This is a genomic window from Alteraurantiacibacter buctensis, from assembly GCF_009827655.1.
Classification (GTDB): domain Bacteria; phylum Pseudomonadota; class Alphaproteobacteria; order Sphingomonadales; family Sphingomonadaceae; genus Alteraurantiacibacter; species Alteraurantiacibacter buctensis.
Genome location: NZ_WTYV01000001.1, coordinates 336,134 through 354,732, shown reverse-complemented (window position 1 = coordinate 354,732; position 18,599 = coordinate 336,134). Strand labels below are relative to the sequence as shown.

The window sequence follows — 18,599 nt, the reverse complement described above, 5'->3', positions numbered from 1 at the left end:
CTACAAAAAATCGCGCGCGGTCAGCGCGGGACCAGCCCCAGCCGTTCCCGGCGGTGCCAGCGGCTGAGCAGCAGCGCCGAGGCAAAGACCAGGCCCACGGCCAGGCCGATCCACACGCCCAGGCCCTTCAGCGCGGTGAAAAAGCCCAGCCCCACGGCCAGACCGAAACCCGGCACCCAGTAGGCGAACAGGGCAAACCACATCGGCACGCGGGTATCCTGCAGGCCGCGCAGCGCGCCTGCGCCCACTACCTGCATGCCATCGAACAACTGGAAGGCTGCGCCGACCATCAGGTAGGTCGAGGCCATGGCGACCAGTCCGGCGTTGGCCGGGTCCCAGGGGTCGATGTAAAGGGCCAGCAGGTGTTGCGGGGCCAGCAGCATGGCTAGCGCCGTCAGCAGCATGAAGGCCGTTCCCATCACGATCCCCGCCCAGCCTGCCCGTGCCAGGCCCACCGGCTCGCGGGCACCGAAGTAATAGCCCACCCGGATTGCGGTGGCCTGGGCAACCCCTTGGGGCACCTGGAAGGCGAAGCTGGCAATGTTGAGCGCCAGCGTATGCGCCGCAAGTTCGTCCGCCCCGATCCGGCCCATCAGGAACGCTGCCGCACCAAAAACGCTCGCTTCGGCCAGGATGGTGGCGGAGATCGGCAGGCCGATGCGCAAAAGCTGCCACAGCCGCTGCCAGTCCGGTCGCCAGAAGCGACCGAACACCCGGTAGCGGGCCAGCCGCGGATCAAGCCGGATCGCCACGATATAGGCTGCCAGGACAAACAAGGCGGAGATGATCGTGGCAAGGGCCGCCCCTTCAAGCCCCATGGCGGGCGCACCCCAGTTGCCGAACACAAGCATGTAATTGCCCGTGGCGTTCACCAGCACCGATAGCCCGGTGATGATGGTGGCAAGGACCGGCCGCCCCAGGGCAGAAACGAAATTGCGGAGCACGCTGGCCATGACCATCGGCACCACGCACCAAAGCAGGACCATGTTGTAGCGCTGGGCAAGCTCGATCAGCGCCGGGTCCTGCCCGGTCAGCCGCATGAGGGCAGGCCCCTGCGACAGCAAGCCCATCACCACCAGGCCGCTGATGACGGCCAGCCACAGCGCCATGCGGACCGATCGGCGCACCGCCCGCAAGGCCGGGGCGCGTGCGCCCAGTTCTGCCGCGATGACAGGGGCCACCGCGCCGCCAAGCCCGTGCAGCGACCACACCAGCGTGCCCAGGATCGAGATGACCAGCGAGCTTGCCGCCAGTTCGGCCGTGCCCAGGCGGGCGATGAAGATCACGTCCACCGCATAGGTCAGCATCTGCAGAACGTTGGCCAGCGCCAGCGGCCCTGCGATCTGCAGGGTCTGGGCGCATTCGGCTTTCCAGCCGAGCGGACGAGGGTGGGCCACGGGGTGCATACAGGTCTGCCTGCCGTCTCGGGCAGCCGGTCCGGTTAGCCCCAAGTGCCAGGTGGCGAAAGGGCGAAGGTGCCATCACGCCGCTTGCCCGGAGAGTGCGGCTCCCGTGCCACAAGGTGCGTGCCGCGTTGCACCATACGCCAAAAGCCTACTCGCCAAGGGTGCGGGCGGGCGCTAACAGCGCAGGGAATCGTCACCATGACTTTGTCCGGGCCACGGGCAAGGCCAGCTTAGGGAACCGCCAGTCCATGCGTAGCCGTTACAGTGTCGTTGCCGTCTCCGCCCTCGCTCTTGCCCTTGCCGCCTGCGGCCCGTCGGAAGAACCGGCCCCTGAAGCTTCGGCTGCGCCCTCGGCGGCTGCTGCCCCTTCGGCTGCGGCCAGCGCCACGCCGGCGCCCTCGGCTTCGGCTTCGGCCAGCCCGGCTGCTGCGGCCAGCGCCACGCCTTCGCCCAGCGCCTCGCCCACGCAGGTTGCCGCTGCCGCACCCGCCGCGCCGGTAACCGCCCCGGCCTCGTTCGCCCAGTGCGGCGTGTGCCACTCGATCCAGCCGGGCCAGAACGGCATCGGCCCCTCGCTGGCGGGCGTGGCCGGCCGCCGCGCCGGCAGCGTTGCCGGGTTCAGCTATACCAACGGCATGAAGGACCTGGGCGTGAGCTGGACCGACGCCAACCTCGACCGCTACCTGACCAACCCGCAGGCGATGGTGCCGGGCACCACGATGGCGATCGGACCGCTGAGCGCCGGTGACCGCCGGGCGATCATCGCCTACCTCAAGACGCTGTAAGCGCGCGGCCCCCATAGGGGCATACGAAAAAGGCGGCGCCTCCACCCGGAGACGCCGCCTTTTTCGTGGCCAGCGGAGGCGGACCGTGGCGGCCCGCCCCCGACAGGACTTACTTCAGCTCGACAGTACCGCCGGCAGCTTCGATCTTGGCCTTGATTTCCTCGGCCTCGGTCTTGTTCACGCCTTCCTTGATCGCCTTCGGAGCCGATTCGACCAGCGCCTTGGCTTCGGTCAGGCCCAGCGAGGTGATGGCGCGGACTTCCTTGATGACGGCGATCTTGTTGCCGCCGTCGCCGGTCAGGATGACGTCGAATTCGGTCTTCTCTTCGACGGCTTCGGCAGCGGCAGCAGCCGGAGCAGCCACGGCCACGGCAGCAGCGGCGGAAACGCCCCATGCTTCTTCCAGGGCCTTGGCGAGGTCAGCGGCTTCCAGGACGGTCAGCTTCGACAGTTCTTCAACGAGCTTGGCGATATCAGCCATGATAATTCACTCCATTCAAAATGTTGCACACCCCGCAAGGGCGCGGGGCAGAATCGGATAAACAGTCTTACGCGGCTTCCTTGGCGTAGGCGCCAAAGACGCGGGCCAGCTTGCCTGCCGGAGCCACGACCACCTGGGCGATCTTGGTTGCCGGGGCCTGCACCAGACCGATGAGCTTGGCGCGCATCTCGTCCAGCGACGGCATGGTGGCGAGCGACCGGACACCGGCCTCATCAAGCACCACGGAACCCAGCGAACCGCCCACGATCTCGAGCTTGTCGTTGGTCTTGGCGAACTCGACGATCACCTTGGCCGCAGCCACGGGATCCACCGAAGTGCCCAGAGCCACCGGCCCGGTGAGCATATCGCCGATACCGGCATAGTCGGTGTCGGCGATGGCCAGCTTGGCAAGACTGTTCTTGGAAACCTTGAACGAGGCTCCGGCCTCCCGCATCTTCACGCGCAGGGCGGTGGACTGCTCCACCGACATGCCCAGGTTGCGGGTGACAACCACCACGCCAACCTCGTTGAAGGTTGCGGCAAGCTGGGCGACCGCGTCGGCTTTCTGCGAACGATCCATGCTTACTCCTTCTTGCTTCCGCATGGACAAGCCATGCGTTGGCACAAATGTCCGCCACGGCGAAGAGGGACGGACGGCTACGTTTGTCCATGCTGCCTGGGCAACACGGGCGAGTCCGTTTGAGGGGGAAGGAGGTGCGCGCCATGAATGGAGCGCCAGCGGGCAGCAGGCTGCCCGGAAAATCTCTGTCCCCGTCTAGGCTGGGAATTAAGCCGGGAACCGGCACCAACTGTCTCGGACGGATGACCACCGAAATGGTCGGGGCGGGCAATTAGCCCAAACGGGCGCAGAGTCAAGCGCGGGCAGCGGCCGCTCAGTCTGCCCAGACCACCATTGCGTGGCGATGGAAGAAGCCGTGCACCTCCACCAGTTCACCCGGGGAGAGGTCGCGCGGGTTGTCGAACGGGTGGTAGAACAGCTCCCAGTGCGGGGTGCGGTCCGGGCCGGGCGCGTTCTCGTAGACCAGCCCGTCACCAAAATCGATCCGCAGCCATTGCAGCACGCCGGTTACCCGGCCGCCGCGTGCCGCCAGACGGACCGAGGCGCGGCCGGTCTGTGCGATGGGCTCCCCGGCGCGATAGGCGAAGGAAAACAGGTCGGCCGGCTCGCTGCACAGAACGAGATCGGGGTCCCAGGCCTTGACCCGGCGCATCGGCTCGAGATGGCCATTGAGGGCAGAGAGGTCGAAGCCTTCCACTTCGCCCAGGGGCCCCGGCTCGTGCGGGTCGCAGGCCAGGACCACCACCGCCTGGCCGGCCGGGGGCACGAACAGGGCATCGGGGCGGCAGAGATGGGTGCGCGCGTGTTCCAGGCTTGGCTGCATGCTCTCGCCCACCACGTCGGACGCGAAAATCTCGGACACCACCAGGTCGGCCCCGCCAGCCAGGTCGCGGTCACGGTCCAGCCTGTTCGAATGGCAATCGTGGACGGTGATCCGGTCAGCAAGGCCGTTGGCGGCGATGATCGCCCGCGCCGTGGCGGCCATCGTCGGCGTGAACTCGCAGGTCACCACCCGCTCGGCCCCGGCGCGCGCGGCGATCATCGAAAGCAGGCCGGACCCGGTGCCGATATCGAGCACCACCCGGCCCGGGGCGACCTTTTCGATGGCCTGGCGATAGAGCGCGTTGCGACGGCTGTCCTGCAACATGCCCAGGTGAAAATCGTCCATGCCGTGCGACAGGATCAGGCGACCCAGTTCGCGGTGCAACTTGCTGCCGGGGTTGGCCGCCAGGCCATCCATCACCCAGGCACGCGCGGCTTCCCCCTTGCCCCGCGCAGCCAGGCCATGGCCCACGGTCAGGAACTGCTCGGGCGAATCGAAGAATGGCGACCCCTGGCCGGCAACAGTCATGGAACCTGTGTCCTTTGCTTGCAGGAATGCGGCCTTGTGTCGTTATCGGAAGAGCGCGTGCCGCTCCAACGGAATTCACCGGGGCTGCATTCCGGCACCTGGTGCGGGGTGGCGTGGTCGGGAAAGGCAGTATGGGCGGCGCTGCCGGACAGCGCCGCCCACCACCGGTAACCTGTATCGCAGTATCAGTCGGCAGCCGGAGCATAGCCCAGCAGGTCACCCGGCTGGCAATCCAGTTCGCGGCAGATTGCCTCCAGGGTGGAAAAGCGGATCGCCTTGGCCTTGCCGGTCTTCAGGATCGACAGGTTGGCGAGGGTGAGGCCGATCCGTTCGGAAAGCTCTGTCAGCGTCATGCGGCGGGCGTGGAGCAGGTCGTCCAGCTTGACCACGATGGCGGTTCCTTCTGTTTCGCTGTCGGCGCCCATCACACGGTCCCTTCCAGCTCGGCGCGCATCTCGGCCCCCTTGCGGAACACGCGGGCCAGGATGAACAGGATGAGGGCGAGGATGAAGCCCGAGAGCGAGATGCTGAATTCCAGGTCGAACTCGGCAGCGCCGTCTGTCGCCTCGATCCAGGTGCCGATCGCTCCGGCGATGATGGTCAGCACCTGACCGATTACGATCAGCCAGGCCATCCGCGTCAGCCGGCGGGCGTTATCGGCCACAAAGGGGTCGCCCTCGCCCACGGTGTCGATGATCTGGCGCAGGCGGACCACGAACTGGGTTGCCATGCCCAGCGCCGCCAGCACCAGCGCCATCGCAAGCGCGGCTGCCCACAGGGCGGCAGGCTGCAAGTGGTCGATGCCCGAGACGGTGGCATTGTCCGGCAGGTAACCGAGCGCGGCGATGACCACGGCGGCAATGGCCACGCCCAGCGCCACCTGGGCAATGAGCAGCATGACCTGCACCACCCATGTCGCCACGCGGGCCACGGTCAGCAGGGGATCGTTGAGAGCGGTCTTCATGGCTGGTCTCCCCGAGGCGCCGTTCAGGCCAGGTAAGCGCTGATCGGCGCGGTTTGCCGGGCGGGAACGCGCATGGCTTCGGCGAAAGTGGCGGTGGTGATGAGCAGGGCGGTCATCAGGGCGATGGTGTTGGAAAAGATGCGGGTCATGGTCGGGTCCTTGGTTCGTTTATCGAAGCACGATGCTTCCGATATCGATATTCAATAATCTGATTCGCGCTTATCGTCAATCAATATTATCGAAAAACAATGTGCGCCATATCGTTTCGCGAAAATCCCCGAGTTTTCAGGTGCGTCCAGCAGGCACAGAGCGCGGCCAAGTGCAGCCTGGAACCGGTGCAGCGCGTTTGACTCGCGCGCACCCCCCGCCTATATGCCGCCCCAGCCGATCGCTTCGAGCAAGGCGCACCTTATCGCGGGGGTGTGCCACAGGAAGGAAGCCCGGCTCCCGTGAGATGACGAATCAAGGCTGCCGGTCGGGTGCTTGCACCGCGACACGTGCGGCCTTTTCTCGCGTCTCCCGGCCCCTCCGCCGATCCGGTTTTTCCCGCCGGCGCGAGTCCTTCGTGTCGGCCCAATGCAAGAGGCACGGTCCTTCATATGGCGAGCAAGGCGAAAGCCCCCGAACACACGGGCACCAAGAGCAAGCGCATCCGCAAGATCTTCGGCGACATCCACGAAGTGGTGCAGATGCCGAACCTGATCGAGGTGCAGCGCGAAAGCTATGAGCAGTTCCTGCGGTCCGACAAGGCCACCGGCTATGTCTCGGGCCTGGAAAAGACCCTGCGTTCGGTGTTCCCGATCCGCGACTTCGCCGGCACCAGCGAGCTGGACTTCGTCCATTACGAGCTGGAAGACCCCAAGTACGACGTAACCGAATGCCGCCAGCGCGGCATCACCTATGCTGCCCCGATGAAGGTGACCCTGCGCCTGATCGTGTTCGAGGTGGACAACGAAACCGAGACCCGCAGCGTCCTCGATATCAAGGAGCAGGACGTCTACATGGGCGATATGCCCCTGATGACGGAGAACGGCACCTTCTTCATCAACGGCACCGAGCGCGTGATCGTGTCGCAGATGCACCGTTCGCCGGGTGTGCTGTTCGACCATGACCGCGGCAAGACCCACTCCAGCGGCAAGTTCCTTTTCGCCGCCCGCGTGATCCCGTACCGCGGCTCGTGGCTGGACTTCGAGTTCGACGCCAAGGACATCGTGAACGTGCGTATCGACCGCAAGCGCAAGCTGCCGGTCACCTCGCTGCTCTATGCCCTGGGCCTGGATGGCGAGCAGATCCTCAACTACTTCTACGAAACCGTCACCTGGAAGCGCGGCAAGGGCGGCTGGGAAATCCCCTTCGTGGCCGAGCAGTGGCGCAACGCCAAGCCGGGCTTCGCCCTGGTTGATGCCAAGACCGGCGAGGAAGTGTTCCCCGCCGGCCAGAAGGTTTCGCCCCGCGCCGCCAACAAGGCCGCCAAGGACGGGCTGGAGCGCCTGCTGATCCCGACCGAGGAAATCTTCGGCCGCTATTCGGCGCGTGACCTGATCGACGAGAAGACCGGCCGCATCTACATCGAGGCGGGCGACGAAGTTTCCCCTGAGAACCTCGACAAGATCGATGCCGCCGGGATCGACCAGATCGACCTGCTGGACATCGACCACGTCAACACCGGCCCGTGGATCCGCAACACGCTGGAAGTCGACAAGGCCGAGAACCGCGACGAGGGCCTGGAGGCGATCTACAAGGTCATGCGTCCGGGTGAGCCGCCGACGAAGGAAACCGCCGAGGCGCTGTTCGAAGGCCTGTTCTTCGATGCCGAGCGCTATGACCTGTCGGCCGTGGGCCGCGTGAAGCTGAACATGCGCCTGGGTCTTGACGCCGAGGACACCGTGACGACACTGCGCAAGGAAGACATCCTGGCCGTGGTCAAGGAACTGGTGAACCTGAAGGACGGTAAGGGCGAGGTCGATGATATCGACAACCTCGGCAACCGCCGCGTCCGTTCGGTGGGCGAACTGCTGGAAAACCAGTACCGCGTGGGCCTGCTGCGCATGGAACGCGCCGTGAAGGAGCGCATGTCGTCGGTCGACGTGTCCACCGTGATGCCGAACGACCTGATCAACGCCAAGCCGGCTGTGGCCGCGGTGCGCGAGTTCTTCGGCTCCAGCCAGCTCTCGCAGTTCATGGACCAGACCAACCCGCTGTCGGAAGTGACGCACAAGCGCCGCGTTTCGGCCCTGGGTCCGGGTGGTCTCACCCGCGAGCGCGCCGGCTTCGAAGTGCGCGACGTTCACCCCACGCACTATGGCCGCATCTGCCCGATCGAAACGCCGGAAGGCCCGAACATCGGCCTGATCAACTCGCTGAGCACCTTCGCGCGCGTCAACAAGTACGGCTTCATCGAAACCCCGTACCGCAAGGTGATCGACGGCAAGGTGACCGGCGAGGTGCAATACCTCTCCGCCATGGAAGAGCAGAAGCACACCGTGGCCCAGGCCTCGGCCGAAACCACGGCTGACGGCACCTTCGTGGAAGACCTGATCTCGGCCCGCCAGAACGGCGAATTCGTGATGGCACCCAACCAGCAGGTCACCCTGATGGACGTGTCGCCCAAGCAGCTCGTCTCGGTTGCCGCCTCGCTGATTCCGTTCCTGGAAAACGACGACGCCAACCGCGCGCTGATGGGCTCGAACATGCAGCGCCAGGCGGTGCCGCTGGTCAAGGCCGAGGCCCCGTGGGTGGGCACCGGCATGGAAGAGACCGTGGCGCGCGATTCGGGCGCGGCGATCTCGGCCCTGCGCTCGGGCGTGGTGGACCAGGTGGACGCGGCCCGCATCGTGGTGCGCGCATCGGGCGATGTCGATGCCGGCAACCCCGGCGTGGACATCTACACGCTGCAGAAGTTCCAGCGCTCCAACCAGAACACCTGCGTCAACCAGCGTCCGCTGGTGAAGGTGGGCGACGTGGTGGAGAAGGGCGACATCATCGCCGATGGCCCCTCCACCGACCTGGGCGAACTGGCGCTGGGCCGCAACAGCCTGGTCGCGTTCATGCCGTGGAACGGCTACAACTACGAGGACTCGATCCTCATCTCCGAACGCATCGTGAAGGATGACGTGTTCACCTCGATCCACATCGAGGAGTTCGAGGTGATGGCCCGCGATACCAAGCTGGGGCCGGAAGACATCACCCGCGACATCCCCAACGTGGGCGAGGAAGCGCTGCGCAACCTCGACGAGGCGGGCATCGTCTACATCGGCGCGGAAGTGCATCCGGGCGACATCCTGGTGGGCAAGATCACCCCCAAGGGCGAAAGCCCGATGACGCCGGAAGAAAAGCTGCTGCGCGCCATCTTCGGTGAAAAGGCCAGCGACGTGCGCGACACCTCGCTCCGTCTGCCGCCGGGCGTGGCCGGCACGATCGTGGAAGTGCGCGTGTTCAACCGCCACGGCATCGAAATCGACGACCGTACCCGCGCCATCCAGAACGAGGAGATCGAACGCCTCAAGAAGGACAGCGAGGACGAGCGCAACATCCTCAACCGCGCCACCTACAACCGGGTGCGCGACATGCTGCTGGGCCAGACCGCTTCGGCCGCGCCCAAGGGCATCAAGAAGGGTGAAGTGATCACCGAAGCCATGCTGGACGAGGTGGACCGCCACGAGTGGTTCAAGTTCGCCGTGGCCGACGACCACATGCAGGGCCAGCTGGAAGCCGTGAAGGCCCAGTACGATGATGCCGTGAAGGCCATCAAGGACAAGTTCGAGGACCGCAAGGAGAAGCTCGAACGCGGTGACGAACTGGCCCCCGGCGTGCTCAAGATGGTCAAGGTGTTCGTGGCGGTGAAGCGCAAGCTGCAGCCGGGCGACAAGATGGCCGGCCGCCACGGCAACAAGGGTGTGATTTCGCGCATCCTGCCGGTGGAGGACATGCCTTTCCTGGAAGATGGCACCCCGGTTGACCTGGTGCTGAACCCGCTTGGTGTGCCTTCGCGCATGAACGTGGGCCAGATCTTCGAAACCCACCTGGGCTTTGCCGCCCGTGCGCTGGGCCACCAGGTTGGCGAGCTGCTGAACGAATGGCGGGCCGCCAACCCCAATCCGGAGGCCGCCGCGCCCCCGGCTGCGGTGGTGGAGAAGCTGAAGGATATCTACGGCGAGCAGTACCACGGGGACATCGACAGCCGCACGACCGAGGAAGTGGTCGAACTGGCGCACAACCTGCGCTTCGGCGTGCCGATGGGTACCCCGGTGTTCGACGGCGCGCGCGAAAGCGACGTGTCCGACATGCTGGTCAAGGCCGGTATCGACAGCTCCGGCCAGTCGACGCTGTACGATGGCCGCACCGGTGAAGCCTTCGACCGCAAGGTCACCGTGGGCATCATCTACATGCTGAAGCTGCACCACCTGGTGGACGACAAGATCCACGCCCGTTCGATTGGGCCGTACTCGCTCGTTACCCAGCAGCCGCTGGGCGGCAAGGCCCAGTTCGGTGGCCAGCGGTTCGGCGAAATGGAAGTGTGGGCCCTGCAGGCCTACGGCGCTGCCTATACCCTGCAGGAAATGCTGACGGTGAAGTCCGACGACGTGGTCGGCCGCACCAAGGTCTACGAAGCGATCGTCAAGGGTGACGACACCTTCGAGGCGGGCATTCCCGAGAGCTTCAACGTGCTGGTCAAGGAAATGCGCTCGCTGGGTCTCAACGTCGAACTGTCGTCGCTGACCGATGACAGCGAGGACGACGACGGCCTGTCGATCGCGGCGGAATAATGGCGGGCGGGGCTTCGGCCCCTCCCCAACCGCCCCAGGAATTCACCCGTAAGGGAACAAAGACATGAACGAACTGAGCAAATTCACCAACCAGATTGCGAAGCCGGAAACCTTCGACCAGATCCAGATCGGCATTGCCTCGCCCGAGCGCATCCGCAGCTGGTCGTTCGGCGAGATCAAGAAGCCCGAAACGATCAACTACCGCACCTTCAAGCCGGAGCGTGACGGCCTGTTCTGCGCCCGCATCTTCGGTCCGGTGAAGGACTACGAGTGCCTGTGCGGCAAGTACAAGCGCATGAAGTACAAGGGCGTCGTCTGCGAGAAGTGCGGCGTCGAGGTCACCGTGACCAAGGTGCGCCGCGAGCGCATGGGCCACATCGAGCTGGCCGCGCCCGTCGCGCACATCTGGTTCCTGAAGAGCCTGCCTTCGCGCATCGGCCTGCTGCTGGACATGCAGCTCAAGAACCTTGAGCGCATCCTGTACTTCGAAGCCTATGTGGTGATCGAGCCGGGCCTGACCCCGCTGGAGAAGTACCAGCTCCTCACCGAGGACGAGCTGCTCGACTACCAGGACGAATATGGCGAGGACGCCTTCAGCGCCGGCATCGGCGCCGAAGCGGTCAAGACCATGCTGATGGACCTCGACCTCGTGCAGGAGCGCGAGGACCTGATGGAGGAACTGGCCACCACCAAGTCCGCCCTCAAGCCCAAGAAGATCATCAAGCGCCTGAAGGTCGTTGAAAGCTTCATCGATTCGGGCAACAAGCCGGAATGGATGATCCTGGACGTGGTGCCGGTCATCCCGCCCGAACTGCGCCCGCTGGTGCCGCTGGACGGCGGCCGCTTCGCCACCTCGGACCTGAACGACCTCTACCGCCGCGTGATCAACCGTAACAACCGCCTCAAGCGGCTGATGGAACTGCGCGCGCCGGACATCATCGTGCGCAACGAAAAGCGCATGCTGCAGGAAGCCGTTGACGCGCTGTTCGACAACGGCCGCCGCGGCCGCGTGATCACCGGTGCCAACAAGCGTCCGCTGAAGTCGCTGTCCGACATGCTCAAGGGCAAGCAGGGCCGCTTCCGCCAGAACCTGCTCGGCAAGCGCGTCGACTATTCGGGCCGTTCGGTGATCGTGACCGGTCCGGAACTCAAGCTGCACCAGTGCGGCCTGCCGAAGAAGATGGCGCTCGAGCTGTTCAAGCCGTTCATCTACGCCCGCCTCGATGCCAAGGGTCTGTCGATGACCCTGAAGCAGGCCAAGAAGTGGGTCGAGAAGGAACGCAAGGAAGTCTGGGACATCCTGGACGAGGTGATCCGCGAGCACCCCGTGCTGCTCAACCGCGCGCCCACGCTGCACCGCCTGGGCATCCAGGCGTTCGAGCCCGTGCTGATCGAAGGCAAGGCGATCCAGCTGCACCCGCTGGTCTGCTCGGCCTTCAACGCCGACTTCGACGGTGACCAGATGGCCGTCCACGTGCCGCTCTCGCTGGAAGCCCAGCTCGAAGCGCGCGTGCTGATGATGTCGACCAACAACATCCTCAGCCCCGCCAACGGCAAGCCGATCATCGTGCCTTCGCAGGACATGGTGCTGGGCCTGTACTACCTGTCGATGGACCGTTCGGGCGAGCCGGGCGAGGGCAAGATCCTGGCCAACATCGACGAGGTGCACCAGGCGCTGTTCGTGGGGGCGGTGACGCTGCACTCCAAGATCACCACCCGCGTTCCGCAGACGGACGAGCAGGGCAACACCTACATGAAGCGGGTGGACACCACGCCCGGCCGCATGCTGATCGGCGAGTGCCTGCCCAAGAGCCACAAGGTGCCGTTCGAAACGATCAACCGCCTGCTCACCAAGAAGGACATCGGCGACGTGATCGACGAGGTCTATCGCCACACCGGCCAGAAGGACACCGTGCTGTTTGCCGACGCCATCATGGCGCTGGGCTTCCGTCACGCGTTCAAGGCCGGCATCTCCTTCGGCAAGGATGACATGATCATCCCGGAAGAGAAGGATGGCCTGATCGCCGAGACCAAGGCGCTGGTTGCCGATTACGAGCAGCAGTACCAGGACGGCTTCATCACCCAGCAGGAAAAGTACAACAAGGTGATCGACGCCTGGAGCCGTTGCGGCGACCAGGTGGCCAACGCCATGATGGACAAGATCCGCGCCACCCCGATCGACGAGCACGGCCGCCAGAAGCCGATCAACTCGATCTACATGATGAGCCACTCCGGCGCCCGTGGTAGCCCGGCCCAGATGAAGCAGCTGGCCGGTATGCGCGGCCTGATGGCCAAGCCTTCGGGCGAGATCATCGAAACGCCGATCATCTCGAACTTCAAGGAAGGCCTGACCGTTCTTGAATACTTCAACTCCACCCACGGCGCCCGCAAGGGCCTGGCGGACACGGCGCTGAAGACGGCGAACTCGGGTTACCTGACCCGTCGCCTGGTCGACGTGTCGCAGGACTGCGTTATCGTGCAGGAGGATTGCGGTACCCAGAACGCGCTGGACATGCGCGCCATCATCCAGGGCGGCAGCGTGATCGCCTCGCTGGGCGAGCGTATCCTGGGCCGTACCCTGGCCGAGGATATCGTCAACGCCGCCACCGGCGAAGTGATCGCCCCGGCCGGCACGCTGGTTGACGAACCGCTGGTCAAGGCCATCGAGGATGCCGAAACCCAGGTTGCCAAGATCCGTTCGCCGCTGGTCTGCGAAGCGGAGCAGGGCGTCTGTGCCACTTGCTATGGCCGCGACCTGGCCCGTGGTACCCCGGTGAACATTGGTGAGGCTGTGGGCGTTATCGCCGCGCAGTCGATCGGTGAGCCGGGCACCCAGCTGACCATGCGTACCTTCCACATCGGCGGTGCCGCGCAGATCAACGAAACCAGCCACCTGGAAGCGATTTCGGATGGCAAGGTGGTCTATCGCGACATGCCGACCATCACCGACAAGCGCGGCCGCCGGCTGTCGCTGGCCCGTTCGGGCGAGCTGGTTGTGGTTGACGCGGAAGGGCGCGAGCGCGCCATCCACCGCGTGCCCTACGGCACCATGATCATGCACGAGGACGGTGCCAAGGTTAAGGAAGGCGATCGCCTGGCTGAATGGGATCCGTTCACCCTGCCGATCATCACCGAACAGGCCGGCATCGTGCGCTACCAGGACCTGGTCGAAGGCAAGACGCTGGAAGAGCGGGTGGACGATGCCACCGGCATCGCCCAGCGCGTGGTGATCGAATACCGCGCCGCCGGCCGTTCAAAGAAGGAAGACCTGCGTCCGCGCCTGACCCTGCTGGGTGAGGAAGGCGGCAAGGGCGATACCGAAGCGGCCCGCTACATGCTGGCGCCCGGCACCACCCTCTCGGTCGAGGACGGACAGGAAGTGGCCGCCGGCGACATCCTGGCCCGCGCCAGCCGCGAAGCCGCCAAGACGCGCGACATCACCGGCGGTCTGCCGCGGGTGGCCGAGCTGTTCGAGGCGCGCCTGCCGAAGGACAATTCGGTGATCGCCAAGATCAGCGGCCGGGTGGAATTCGTCCGCGACTACAAGGCCAAGCGCAAGATCGCGATCATCCCGGAAGAGGGGGATCCCGTGGAATACCTGGTCCCCAAGACCAAGGTGATCGACGTGCAGGAAGGCGACTTTGTGAAGAAGGGTGATACCCTGATTTCAGGCTCGCCCAACCCGCATGACATCCTCGAGGTGCTGGGCGTCGAGGCACTGGCCGAATACCTGTGCACCGAGATCCAGGAGGTCTATCGCCTGCAGGGCGTGAAGATCAACGACAAGCACATCGAGGTGATCGTTCGCCAGATGCTGCAGAAGGTCGAGATCACTGACGGCGGCGATACCACGCTGCTGCCGGGCGAGCAGGTCGACCGCGCGGAAATGGACGAATACAACAGCAAGCTGGCCAAGGGCCAGCAGCCGGCGGTGGGCACACCCGTGCTGCTTGGCATCACCAAGGCAAGCCTGCAGACCCGTTCGTTCATCTCGGCCGCTTCGTTCCAGGAAACCACCCGCGTGCTGACGCAGGCGGCGGTCGAAGGGAAGAAGGACACGCTGATCGGCCTGAAGGAAAACGTCATCGTGGGCCGCCTCATCCCCGCCGGTACCGGCGCGGGTATGAACCGCATCCGCGTGACCGCCTCCAGCCGCGACGCCGCCCTGCGCGCTTCGTACCGCAAGCTGCAGGAGCACCTGATCGCGCCGGAAACGGCAGCCGAAGAGCACGCGGCCGAGCTGGCCCAGGGCCCGGAAGCAGCGGTCGGTGACGATCCGCTGGCCATGGTGGAAGGTGAAACCCACGGCCTTGACGCCGATGCGGGCGATTACCTGAACCCCGAAGCCGCCGATCACGACGGTTCGGTTGAGGGCGAAGAGCAGGCGTAAGCCATCTCTCGCACCCGCAAGGTGACAGCATTGACCCCGCCGGAAGCGATTCCGGCGGGGTTTCTGCTGGAGGTGCGGGCGCCATGGAACCGGAAGGCGTGGCTGGGCGTAACCAGGGTATGCGCGCCTTCCCTTGCCTTCTGCTCCTGCTGCTGGCGGCCTGTTCGCAAAGCGCCCCGGCGCCGCCCGCCGATGCGCCTGGCTCCGATGCGCCGCCTGCCGACGCGCCTACCGCCGACCAACGGCCTTCTGCTGCCCCGCTGGCGGCGATTGCCACGCTTGCGGGCGAATGGCGGGTGGCGGGGATCGACGGTCGGCCGCTCGATCAGCCTGTCGGCCTGACCCTCAGCGCCACCGGACAGGAAATCTGGTGGGATCCGCGCTGCGCCGGGCTGACTCGCAGCTACTCCATCGATGGCCTGCGCATTTCTACCGGGCCGGCGCTCGACGCTTCGCCGCCGACACCGCCGGGCGCGCCGCCTGCACCGGTCTGCGCGATTGGCTTGCCGCCGCACATCGTCAATGTCTTTCGGGCGCTGGATGAGGCTGACACCGTGGGCCGTACGCTGGAAAACGGCGTGGCCATCAGTGGTCCGCGCCATAGCGTGCTAATGTTCCGGCAATAGGCCAGCGCTTTTTCTACCAATAGGTATAGAATGGCTGCATCGACATGACTGCGGCCCGTTCTACATGAGGGGGGCAACATCCAGACGGAGCACCACTCATGGCTTCCACCGACATCCTGTTCCAGCCCTTCACCTCGCCCAAGCTGACCCTCAAGAACCGCATCGTGATGGCGCCGATGACGCGCAACATGGCCCCGGGCGGCGTGCCGGGCGCGGCCAACGCGGCCTATTACGCTCGCCGCGCCGCGGGCGAGGTGGGGCTGATCCTGTCCGAAGGTACGGTGGTTGACCGCCCCGCCAGCCGCAACCTGCCCAACATCCCGTTCTTCCACGGTCAGGCCGCGCTGGCCGGCTGGGGCGGGGTGATCGAGGCGGTCCACGCCACCGGCGGCAAGATGGGCCCGCAGATCTGGCACACCGGCGGCACCACGGCCGACCCGTCGTTCGAACGCCCCGCGCTCGACACCCCAAGCGGGCTCAACAAGCCCGACGAGGTCGTGGGTGAGCCGATGAGCGAGGAGGCGATTGCCGATTCCGTCGCCGCATTCGCCAAGTCGGCCCTCGCTGCGCGCGACCTGGGCTTCGACACGCTGGAGCTGCACGGCGCGCACGGCTACCTGATCGACCAGTTCTTCTGGCCCGCCACCAACCAGCGCACCGACCGCTGGGGTGGGGCCACCATTGGCGAGCGGAGCCGCTTTGCTGCCGAGGTGGTGGCCGCCGTGCGCGAAGCCGTGGGGCCGGACTTTCCCATCCTGCTGCGCCTCAGCCAGTGGAAGCAGCAGGACTATGCCGCGCGTCTCGCCACCACGCCGGCCGAGATGGAAGCCTGGTTGCAGCCGCTGGCGGATGCCGGGGTGGACATCTTCCACGCGTCCCAGCGCCGCTTCTGGGAGCCGGAATTTCCCGAAGTGGACGGTGAGCAGGGCCTGAACTTCGCCGGCTGGGCCAAGAAGATCACCGGCCTGCCTTCCATCAGCGTGGGTTCCGTCGGCCTGTCGAGCGACTTCTTCAGCGCCTTCGGCGGCCAGTCCTCCGCCGTATCCGGGCTTGAGCCCTTGATCGAGCGGATGGAGCGCGGCGAGTTCGACCTGATTGCCGTGGGCCGTGTGCTATTGTCCGATCCCCAGTGGGCCGCCAAGGTGAAGGCGGGCCGGATTGGCGAGCTGGAGGAGTTCAACCCTTCGGCGATGGCCGAACTGGTCTAGGCCTTACGCCTTTCTGCGAGTTGTTCGCATTTGCATTTACATGCGCCCGCCTCTGCGCTTAAATGCGAATGATTCGCAAGAAGGTGCCCATGACCAATCCAGCCAGCCCGTCCAATCGTCCTTCTGGCCGCCCCTGCCACCCCCTGCCACAAACGGCCCGCCAGGCGGTGATCGATGCCCTGCGCGAATCGCCGCGCCGCAGCGCACTGGGCTTCACCGGCCAGGCCACTCTCGCCGCATTTCGCCTGCTGGCGGTGTCCGGCAGGGCGGGGCGCGATCCGATGGTGGAACTTGCCCGCCACTTCGGATGCCTGGAGACGACCCGTGCTTTCCTGGCGTTTGCCGACCGCGCAGGGACATGCTGGCCGGAGCGGGTGCTGGTGCTGCGCCCCTGCTGCATCGGCCTCAGCCCGGACGAGCAGACGCTGGTGGGCATGGCCGAACTGGCGCTCGCGGGGGACCGCGAAGGCTTCGGCGATCTGCTGTGCGGCTTCATCCGCGCCGACCGGCACGATGGACTTTACACCCATGCCGCACACATGGCGGCGCTGTTGCACCAGTCTGCCGCCGCCCGGGGTCTGTAGGTGGCGGCAGGGGACTGGCAGCGGGGGCCGCTTGCGCTATAGCGCTGGCCCATGGCCACCGTCACCCGCTTCGCCCCGTCGCCCACCGGCAACCTGCACGTGGGCAACATCCGCACAGCGCTGCACAACTGGATGCTGGCGAAGAAGGCGGGCGGGCGCTTCCTGCTGCGGATCGACGATACCGATGCCGAGCGCAGCCGCGAGGAATACGTGGACGGCATCCGTGCCGATCTCGCCTGGCTGGGACTCAACCCCGACGGGGAGGAGCGCCAATCCGTTCGGCTGGCGATCTACCAGGAGGCGTTCGATCGGCTGGAAGCGGCGGGCCGCGTCTATCCGTGCTGGGAGACGGCGCAGGAACTGGATCTGAAGCGCAAGGTGGCGCTGGGCCGCGGCCTGCCGCCGATCTATGACCGTGCCGCGCTGGCCCTTACCGAAGCGGAAAAGGGCGCGAAACTTGCCGCAGGCGAACAGCCGCACTGGCGTTTCCTGCTTGACCGCGAGGAACCGATCGCCTGGGTGGATGGCGTGCGCGGGCCGCAGAAGTTCGACCCCGCCACGATGAGCGACCCCGTGGTCCGGCGCGCCGATGGCTCGTGGCTCTATATGCTCCCCAGCGTGATCGATGACGTGGCCATGGGCGTGACCCAGGTGCTGCGCGGCGAGGACCACGTGTCCAACACCGCCACGCAGATCCAGATGTTCACCGCGCTGGGCGCCACCCCACCGGCTTTCGCGCACGAGGCGCTGCTGGTGGGCAGCGAAGGGAAGCTGTCGAAGCGCCTGGGATCGCTGGGCTGCGCGGCCTTCCGCGAACAGGGCATCGAGCCCGAAGCGCTGGTGGCGCTGCTGGCGCGGTTGGGCACTTCGCAGCCGGTGGAGCCCGTGGCGGATCGCGATGCGCTGGTGGCAGGCTTCGACCTCGGCACGTTCGGCCGGGCTCCGGCGCGCTTCGACGACGAGGAACTGGCGCGGCTGAACAGCGCGATCATTCACCAGTTGCCGTTTGCCCGCGTGGCGGAAAGCCTGCCGGCAGGCATGGACGAGGCCGCCTGGCTGGCCCTGCGGCCCAACCTGTCCGTGCTCACTGACGCGGCGGACTGGTGGCAGGTGGTTACCGGGCCGGTGTCCGTGCCGTCGCTGGAGGCCGATGATCGGGCTTATCTGGCACAGGCGGCGGCTGCGATTGCCGAGGCGGGGACAGACTGGTCTGCGCTCACCACCCGCCTCAAGGCAAGCACCGGGCGCAAGGGCAAGCCCTTGTTCATGCCGCTGCGGCTGGCGCTGACGGGGCGCGAGCATGGCCCCGAAATGGCGGCCCTCTTGCCGCTCATCGGTGCGGACGAAGCCCGCGCGCGCCTGCAGCGCGCCGCCGGCTGAGCCTTCCCCCCGCGCGGCAGCGGTTCGTCGCCGCGTGCCGTCTGTTCGTCGATGGCGATAAAAACCCCCTTGCTTGTG

At 66.0% G+C, this 18,599-nt stretch carries 14 protein-coding genes; 7 read left to right on the top strand and 7 right to left on the bottom strand.

What is annotated here, in order from left to right; genetic code table 11:
- Nucleotides 1-20: 20 nt before the first annotated feature.
- Nucleotides 21-1,406 (bottom strand): MATE family efflux transporter, encoded by a 1,386-nt coding sequence (locus tag GRI99_RS01550; protein ID WP_160770248.1) that lies wholly within the window; start codon nucleotides 1,404-1,406, stop codon nucleotides 21-23.
- Between the two features lie 248 nt (nucleotides 1,407-1,654).
- Between GRI99_RS01550 and GRI99_RS01545 the strand changes: the two genes are divergently transcribed.
- A complete protein-coding gene (locus GRI99_RS01545; RefSeq protein WP_160770247.1) occupies nucleotides 1,655-2,191 on the top strand; it encodes a c-type cytochrome in 537 nt (178 codons plus the stop codon).
- Nucleotides 2,192-2,300: 109 nt separating this feature from the next.
- Here the strand turns inward: GRI99_RS01545 and rplL are convergent, their stop codons facing one another.
- The 6 genes from rplL to GRI99_RS18820 form a co-directional block, all read right to left on the bottom strand.
- Nucleotides 2,301-2,672, bottom strand: a complete 372-nt coding sequence (gene rplL / locus GRI99_RS01540) for a 50S ribosomal protein L7/L12 (RefSeq protein ID WP_160770246.1) — start codon at nucleotides 2,670-2,672, stop codon at nucleotides 2,301-2,303.
- Between the two features lie 67 nt (nucleotides 2,673-2,739).
- Nucleotides 2,740-3,252 carry a 50S ribosomal protein L10 gene (gene rplJ, locus GRI99_RS01535; RefSeq protein ID WP_160770245.1) on the bottom strand — a complete coding sequence of 171 codons (513 nt, stop codon included), beginning with the start codon at nucleotides 3,250-3,252 and terminating at the stop codon, nucleotides 2,740-2,742.
- 313 nt (nucleotides 3,253-3,565) lie between these two features.
- Entirely contained in the window at nucleotides 3,566-4,603 is a 1,038-nt protein-coding gene (locus tag GRI99_RS01530) for a 50S ribosomal protein L11 methyltransferase (RefSeq protein ID WP_160770244.1), read from the bottom strand.
- 185 nt (nucleotides 4,604-4,788) lie between these two features.
- Nucleotides 4,789-5,028 (bottom strand): helix-turn-helix domain-containing protein, encoded by a 240-nt coding sequence (locus GRI99_RS01525; protein WP_160770243.1) that lies wholly within the window; start codon nucleotides 5,026-5,028, stop codon nucleotides 4,789-4,791.
- Nucleotides 5,028-5,567, bottom strand: coding sequence for a DUF2975 domain-containing protein (locus GRI99_RS01520; protein WP_160770242.1), 540 nt, complete (start codon nucleotides 5,565-5,567; stop codon nucleotides 5,028-5,030). Before GRI99_RS01520 ends, GRI99_RS01525 begins: the two co-directional genes overlap by 1 nt.
- A 23-nt stretch (nucleotides 5,568-5,590) precedes the next feature.
- Complete coding sequence (locus tag GRI99_RS18820) at nucleotides 5,591-5,716, bottom strand: hypothetical protein (RefSeq protein WP_272917371.1); 126 nt, start codon at nucleotides 5,714-5,716, stop codon at nucleotides 5,591-5,593.
- 450 nt (nucleotides 5,717-6,166) lie between these two features.
- On the opposite strand from GRI99_RS18820, the gene rpoB reads away from it, so the two are divergent.
- The 6 genes from rpoB (at nucleotide 6,167) to gltX (ending at nucleotide 18,521) form a co-directional block, all read left to right on the top strand.
- Nucleotides 6,167-10,333 carry a DNA-directed RNA polymerase subunit beta gene (rpoB, locus tag GRI99_RS01515; RefSeq protein ID WP_160770241.1) on the top strand — a complete coding sequence of 1,389 codons (4,167 nt, stop codon included), beginning with the start codon at nucleotides 6,167-6,169 and terminating at the stop codon, nucleotides 10,331-10,333.
- Between the two features lie 64 nt (nucleotides 10,334-10,397).
- Nucleotides 10,398-14,723 (top strand): DNA-directed RNA polymerase subunit beta', encoded by a 4,326-nt coding sequence (gene rpoC / locus GRI99_RS01510; RefSeq protein WP_160770240.1) that lies wholly within the window; start codon nucleotides 10,398-10,400, stop codon nucleotides 14,721-14,723.
- An 83-nt stretch (nucleotides 14,724-14,806) separates the two neighbouring features.
- A complete protein-coding gene (locus GRI99_RS01505; RefSeq protein ID WP_160770239.1) occupies nucleotides 14,807-15,349 on the top strand; it encodes a hypothetical protein in 543 nt (180 codons plus the stop codon).
- A 98-nt stretch (nucleotides 15,350-15,447) separates the two neighbouring features.
- Nucleotides 15,448-16,557 (top strand): NADH:flavin oxidoreductase, encoded by a 1,110-nt coding sequence (locus GRI99_RS01500; protein ID WP_160770238.1) that lies wholly within the window; start codon nucleotides 15,448-15,450, stop codon nucleotides 16,555-16,557.
- A 68-nt stretch (nucleotides 16,558-16,625) separates the two neighbouring features.
- Entirely contained in the window at nucleotides 16,626-17,141 is a 516-nt protein-coding gene (locus GRI99_RS01495) for a hypothetical protein (RefSeq protein ID WP_160770237.1), read from the top strand.
- A gap of 51 nt (nucleotides 17,142-17,192) precedes the next feature.
- Nucleotides 17,193-18,521, top strand: a complete 1,329-nt coding sequence (gene gltX / locus GRI99_RS01490) for a glutamate--tRNA ligase (RefSeq protein WP_160770236.1) — start codon at nucleotides 17,193-17,195, stop codon at nucleotides 18,519-18,521.
- The last annotated feature ends 78 nt before the right edge of the window (nucleotides 18,522-18,599 follow it).

Bases quoted from the DNA above. Each gene is read 5' to 3' on its own strand.
- GRI99_RS01550 (WP_160770248.1), bottom strand. From the start codon at position 1,406: ATGCACCCCGTGGCCCACCCTCGTCCGCTCGGCTGGAAAGCCGAATGC.
- GRI99_RS01545 (WP_160770247.1), top strand. From the start codon at position 1,655: ATGCGTAGCCGTTACAGTGTCGTTGCCGTCTCCGCCCTCGCTCTTGCC.
- rplL (WP_160770246.1), bottom strand. From the start codon at position 2,672: ATGGCTGATATCGCCAAGCTCGTTGAAGAACTGTCGAAGCTGACCGTC.
- rplJ (WP_160770245.1), bottom strand. From the start codon at position 3,252: ATGGATCGTTCGCAGAAAGCCGACGCGGTCGCCCAGCTTGCCGCAACC.
- GRI99_RS01530 (WP_160770244.1), bottom strand. From the start codon at position 4,603: ATGACTGTTGCCGGCCAGGGGTCGCCATTCTTCGATTCGCCCGAGCAG.
- GRI99_RS01525 (WP_160770243.1), bottom strand. From the start codon at position 5,028: ATGGGCGCCGACAGCGAAACAGAAGGAACCGCCATCGTGGTCAAGCTG.
- GRI99_RS01520 (WP_160770242.1), bottom strand. From the start codon at position 5,567: ATGAAGACCGCTCTCAACGATCCCCTGCTGACCGTGGCCCGCGTGGCG.
- GRI99_RS18820 (WP_272917371.1), bottom strand. From the start codon at position 5,716: ATGACCCGCATCTTTTCCAACACCATCGCCCTGATGACCGCCCTGCTC.
- rpoB (WP_160770241.1), top strand. From the start codon at position 6,167: ATGGCGAGCAAGGCGAAAGCCCCCGAACACACGGGCACCAAGAGCAAG.
- rpoC (WP_160770240.1), top strand. From the start codon at position 10,398: ATGAACGAACTGAGCAAATTCACCAACCAGATTGCGAAGCCGGAAACC.
- GRI99_RS01505 (WP_160770239.1), top strand. From the start codon at position 14,807: ATGGAACCGGAAGGCGTGGCTGGGCGTAACCAGGGTATGCGCGCCTTC.
- GRI99_RS01500 (WP_160770238.1), top strand. From the start codon at position 15,448: ATGGCTTCCACCGACATCCTGTTCCAGCCCTTCACCTCGCCCAAGCTG.
- GRI99_RS01495 (WP_160770237.1), top strand. From the start codon at position 16,626: ATGATTCGCAAGAAGGTGCCCATGACCAATCCAGCCAGCCCGTCCAAT.
- gltX (WP_160770236.1), top strand. From the start codon at position 17,193: ATGGCCACCGTCACCCGCTTCGCCCCGTCGCCCACCGGCAACCTGCAC.